Here is a 5,334-nt window from a genome sequence, read left to right on the forward strand (position 1 = left end):
CTAGTGGAATATATCGAGACATATAGGAACGGCCTAAATTTTACCGAGTACCTTACGCCTGAAAGCCGTAAGAACCCAGGGCCGCCGCCCACATGTCCCTTCATCTAAATCACAATGTCAAAGAGCCAACCCGACATCAAAACCGGACAACCAGTGTTCCCCAAACTCTTGTCTGGAGGACCAGTGTCCGTCTATGTGGGCGACCGTCCCGAGCGCTTCCGTTTGGCAGCGCCCCGTCCGGTGAAAAGCCCTCTAGGCGGGGCATTTGATTCGGTCAACCGCGAAATTCCGCCCTTTTTGAATTTCCCCTCCGAAAGTTGAGAATGTGGCCCCTGCCGATCGCGTGAAAAGCCCGGCCTTCCGGGCATTTCGGAGATTTCACGCACTTGTAATAAAAATGCGTTTCCGGAACCGGATCGGGCGCCGGGTCCCACGCTTCTCCATCCGAATCCCGTTCCTGCTGCGGCAAGAATCGGGAATCAGGGGAGAATCGGTGCGAGAATCAGGCCAGCGGCTCGCCTTCCCACAATTCGGTATCGATCTGCGCCTGCGCATCCCGCGGGTAACGCGGCCCCGACACCGCTCTGAAATCGAACAGACTGTCGACGCGGTCGAGCAGCGGACGCGGTAGGTCCAGCCTGGCGGCCGCCAGATCCTCGTCGAGATGGGCCATATTGGTCGTGCCGGGAATCGGCACGATGAAATCGCGACGGGACAGCAGCCAGGCCAGGCAAAGCTGCGCCATGGTGCAGCCCGCTTCGTCGGCGAGCCCCTTGAGCTTCGTTGCCAGATCCAGATTATGGGCAAGGTGGGGCGGCTGGAAACGCGGCATGGCGCCGCGAATATCCCCCTCGGGCACGCCCCGTGGCCCGACCCCGCCGGCGAGCAGGCCGCGGCCGACCGGCGAAAAGGCGACGAAGCCGATGCCGAGTTCCGCGCAGGCATCGAGCACGGCAACCTCCGGGTTGCGGCTCCAGGGCGAATATTCGGTCTGCACCGCGGTAATCGGATGGACCGCATGGGCGCGGCGAATCGTCGCCGCCGACATTTCCGACAGGCCGATCGCGCCGATCTTGCCTTCCTCCACACCGCGCACCAGCGCGCCGACCGACTCCTCGATCGGCACCTTGGGGTCCAGGCGATGGAGATAATAGAGATCGATATGGTCGGTCCTGAGCCGGCGCAGCGAATCCTCCAGCACGCGGGTGATCGCCTGGCGCGAGCCGTCGAGGCCGCGCTTGCCGTCAATCTCCGCCAGCACGCATTTGCTGGCGAGGGTGAAATCGGCGCGCCGGTCCATGATGGTGCAGCCGAGCAATTCCTCATTGGCGCCGAAGCCATAGAGGGCGGCGGTGTCGAAGAAGGTCACGCCGACATCGAGCGCATGGCGCAGCAACCGTTCGGCCTCGTCCGCAGACGGGCGCGGCAGATAGGCGTGGGAGAGGTTCATGCAGCCAAGGCCGATGGCGGAAACGGTGAGTGCGCCCAGGCGGCGGGTGGGAAGAGCGGTCGTCATGGGGTGGGAAACATCCTGTCGGTTGGGGCCGTGCATGGCGCAAGAGATAGGTCCGCCTCTCCGCTCTGTCATGCCCTTGGTCATGCCCTCACCCGGCAGGACGAAAGAAGATGGGGTTTACCCGGCTTAATAAAGCCAATCTTGCCCGGCGGGCGCAGCGGGGTCATTTCGACGGCACATTATAGACCCTTATGCCGTCCAGCGGCGCGAGCGAGCCCATGACCCGGAACCTGACCCATCTTCAGCGCCTTGAGGCGGAGAGCATACATATATTGCGGGAGGTAGTGTCGGAGGCGGAGCGGCCTGTGATGCTGTATTCGGTGGGCAAGGACAGCGCGGTGATGCTGCATCTGGCCAAGAAGGCCTTCTATCCCTCGCCGCCGCCCTTCCCGCTGCTCCATGTCGACACCACCTGGAAGTTCCGGGCGATGTATGATCTGCGCGACAAGGCCGCGCGCGACGCGGGCATGGAACTGCTGGTCCATCATAATCCCGAGGCCCAGGCGCGCGGCATCAACCCGTTCGACCATGGCGCGCTCCACACCGACATGTGGAAGACGGAAGGCTTGAAGCAGGCGCTCGACAAGTTCGGCTTCGACGCGGCATTCGGCGGCGCGCGCCGCGACGAGGAGAAGAGCCGCGCCAAGGAGCGCATCTTCTCCTTCCGCACCGCCAGCCATGGCTGGGATCCCAAGAACCAGCGGCCCGAACTGTGGAACCTCTACAACGCGAAGAAGGCCAAGGGCGAGAGCATCCGCGTCTTCCCCATCTCCAACTGGACCGAGCTCGACATCTGGCAATATATCCAGCTGGAGGGCATCGAGATCGTGCCGCTCTATTTCGCCGCGCCCCGCCCCACCGTCGAGCGCGACGGCATGCTGCTGATGGTCGATGATGACCGCTTCCCGCTTGAACCGGGCGAAGTGCCGGTCGAGCGATCGATCCGCTTCCGCACCTTGGGCTGCTATCCGCTCACCGGCGCGGTCGAGAGCGAGGCCAGCACCCTGTCGGAGGTGATTCAGGAGATGCTGCTCACCACCACATCCGAGCGCCAGGGTCGCGCCATCGACAAGGATGCCGGCGGCGCCGGCATGGAGAAGAAGAAGCAGGAAGGTTACTTCTGATGTCCGCCGCCAGGCCCATCCCTGCCCCCTTCTTCTCTCCGCGTCTCCGCGCCTCCGCGCGAACCATGCTGCACCCGGCCGGGCCGGGAAGGATCTGAACCATGACCGACACGCTCGCCGACCCGATCTACCAGACCGATGCGCTGATCGCGCAGGACATCGACGCCTATCTCGACGTCCATCAGCACAAGACCATGCTGCGCTTCATCACCTGCGGCTCGGTCGATGACGGCAAGTCCACCCTGATCGGGCGGCTGCTCTATGATTCGAAGATGATCTTCGAGGATCAGCTCGAGGCATTGCAGGCAGACTCCAAGCGCGTCGGCACGCAAGGGGGCGAGATCGACTTCGCCCTGCTGGTCGATGGCCTCGCCGCCGAGCGCGAACAGGGCATCACCATCGACGTCGCCTATCGCTTCTTCGCTACCGAGAAGCGCAAGTTCATCGTCGCCGATACGCCGGGCCATGAACAATATACCCGCAACATGGTCACCGGCGCGTCCACCGCCGACCTGGCCGTCATCCTGATCGACGCGCGCAAGGGCATTCTCACCCAGACGCGGCGCCACAGCTACCTCGCCCATCTGATCGGCATCCGCAACATCGTGCTGGCCGTCAACAAGATGGACCTGGTCGGCTATGACCAGGCCGTGTTCGACGGCATCGTCAAGGATTATGCCGAGTTCGCCCACTCGATCGGCATCAGCGCCTTCACGCCGATCCCCATTTCCGGCTTCAAGGGCGACAATATCACCGCCCGGTCCGAGAACACCCCCTGGTATCAGGGGCCGACCCTGATGGCCCATCTCGAAAGCGTCGAGGTCGATGCCACCACCGCGGCGGCCAAGCCCTTCCGCATGCCGGTCCAGTGGGTCAACCGTCCGAACCTCGACTTTCGCGGCTTTGCCGGCCTGATCGCCAGCGGATCGGTCAAGCCGGGTGACGCCGTGCGGGTGCTGCCCTCGGGCAAGACCAGCACCATCTCGCGCATCGTCACGATGCCGGGTGGAACCGGCCCGGCAAGCGGGACCGGTGGCGACGGCGATCTCGACGAAGCCATTGCCGGCCAGTCGGTGACCCTGTGCTTCGCCGACGAGATCGACTGTTCGCGCGGCGACGTCATTGCGGTCGCTGACAATCCGCCGGAGGTCTCCAGCCAGTTCGAGGCGACCATCGTGTGGATGGATGACGAGGCGATGCTGCCGGGCCGGCCCTATTGGCTCAAGATCGGCACGCAGAGCGTATCGGCCACCGTCCAGGCGCCCAAATATGTCGTCAACGTCAACACCATGGAGCATCTGGCGGCCAAGACGCTGGACTTGAATGCCATTGGCGTTGCCGAACTGGCGACCGACAAGCCGATCAGCTTCGAGCCCTATGCCGACAACCGGACCTTGGGCGGCTTCATTCTGATCGACAAGATCTCCAACCGCACCGTGGCGGCGGGCATGCTCCACTTCTCGCTGCGCCGGGCGCAGAATGTCCATTGGCAGGCGACCGACATCGGCCGCGAGGCCCATGCTCAGCTCAAGAACCAGCTGCCCCGCATCCTCTGGTTCACCGGCCTCTCGGGCTCGGGCAAGTCGACCATCGCCAATGAGGTGGAAAAGCGGCTCGCGCTGATGAACCGCCACACCTTCCTCTTGGATGGCGACAATATCCGCCATGGCCTCAACAAGGATCTGGGCTTTACCGAGGCCGACCGGATCGAGAATATCCGCCGCGTCGGCGAGGTTGCCAAGCTGATGGCGGACGCGGGCCTGATCGTGCTGACCGCCTTCATCTCGCCCTTCCGCGCCGAGCGCGAGATGGTGCGCGAGATGCTTGCCGACGGCGAGTTCATCGAGATCTTCGTCGATACCCCGCTCGAGGTTGCCGAGGCGCGCGACGTCAAGGGCCTCTACAAGAAGGCGCGATCGGGTGCCCTCAAGAACTTCACCGGCATCGACAGTCCCTATGAGGCGCCCACCAGCCCCGAAATCCGGGTCAACACCGTCGAGATGACGCCGGAGGAAGCCGCCGAGCATATCATCCGCAAGATCATGCCGCTCAAATGAGCAACGTCATGACGGACGCGGACCTCGCCGCCCATCTCGCCGACACCGCCGGCCGCCTGTTGCTGGAGGTCCGTGCCTCGGGCCTGTTCAGCGCCAAGGCGCTCGGCAAGGCCGGCGACCAGACCGCCAACCAGTTCCTCGTCCATGCCCTGCGGGAGCAGCGGGCACAGGATGGGTTGCTCTCCGAGGAAATGGCCTGTGACGGGGCCAGACTGACCCACAGCCGGGTGTGGATCGTCGATCCGGTCGACGGCACCCGCGAATATGGCGAGGAACGTGCCGACTGGGCCGTCCATGTCGGTCTTGCCATCGACGGCGTGCCGACCATCGGCGCGGTTGCGCTGCCGGGCCATGACGACGGCATCGTCCTGCGCACCGACCAGCCGCGCGCAATCCCGCCCGCGCCCGAGAAACTGCGCATGGTCGTGTCCCGCACCCGGCCGGCACCCCAGGCGGTCGCGGTGGCAGAGGCGCTGGGCGCCGAACTGGTGCCCATGGGCTCAGCTGGCGCCAAGGCCATGGCCGTGATCCTGGGCCAGGCCGACATCTATCTCCACGCCGGTGGCCAATATGAATGGGACAGCTGCGCCCCCGCCGCCGTCGCACTCGCCCACGGCCTCCACGCATCCCGCATCGA

At 64.4% G+C, this 5,334-nt stretch carries 4 protein-coding genes; 3 read left to right on the plus strand and 1 reads right to left on the minus strand.

What is annotated here, in order from left to right; all coding sequences use genetic code 11:
• Nucleotides 1–502: 502 nt before the first annotated feature.
• Nucleotides 503–1,516 carry an aldo/keto reductase gene (locus CG471_RS28835; protein WP_099234550.1) on the minus strand — a complete coding sequence of 338 codons (1,014 nt, stop codon included), beginning with the start codon at nucleotides 1,514–1,516 and terminating at the stop codon, nucleotides 503–505.
• A gap of 191 nt (nucleotides 1,517–1,707) precedes the next feature.
• On the opposite strand from CG471_RS28835, the gene cysD reads away from it, so the two are divergent.
• The 3 genes from cysD to CG471_RS28850 all read left to right on the plus strand — a co-directional run.
• Nucleotides 1,708–2,640, plus strand: a complete 933-nt coding sequence (cysD, locus tag CG471_RS28840; RefSeq protein WP_257211730.1) for a sulfate adenylyltransferase subunit CysD — start codon at nucleotides 1,708–1,710, stop codon at nucleotides 2,638–2,640.
• A gap of 101 nt (nucleotides 2,641–2,741) precedes the next feature.
• A complete protein-coding gene (gene cysN, locus CG471_RS28845) occupies nucleotides 2,742–4,697 on the plus strand; it encodes a sulfate adenylyltransferase subunit CysN (protein WP_099234551.1) in 1,956 nt (651 codons plus the stop codon).
• An 8-nt stretch (nucleotides 4,698–4,705) separates the two neighbouring features.
• Nucleotides 4,706–5,334: 3'(2'),5'-bisphosphate nucleotidase CysQ (locus tag CG471_RS28850; protein ID WP_257211731.1), on the plus strand; the 629-nt coding region annotated here is incomplete at its 3' end.

The organism is Sphingobium sp. IP1, assembly GCF_002708645.1.
GTDB classification, from domain to species: Bacteria; Pseudomonadota; Alphaproteobacteria; order Sphingomonadales; family Sphingomonadaceae; genus Sphingobium; species Sphingobium yanoikuyae.

What these genes read in the sequence shown, in the direction of transcription:
- cysN (WP_099234551.1), top strand. Translation starts at nt 2,742, where the DNA reads ATGACCGACACGCTCGCCGACCCGATCTACCAGACCGATGCGCTGATC.
- cysD (WP_257211730.1), top strand. Translation starts at nt 1,708, where the DNA reads ATGCCGTCCAGCGGCGCGAGCGAGCCCATGACCCGGAACCTGACCCAT.
- CG471_RS28835 (WP_099234550.1), bottom strand. Translation starts at nt 1,516, where the DNA reads ATGACGACCGCTCTTCCCACCCGCCGCCTGGGCGCACTCACCGTTTCC.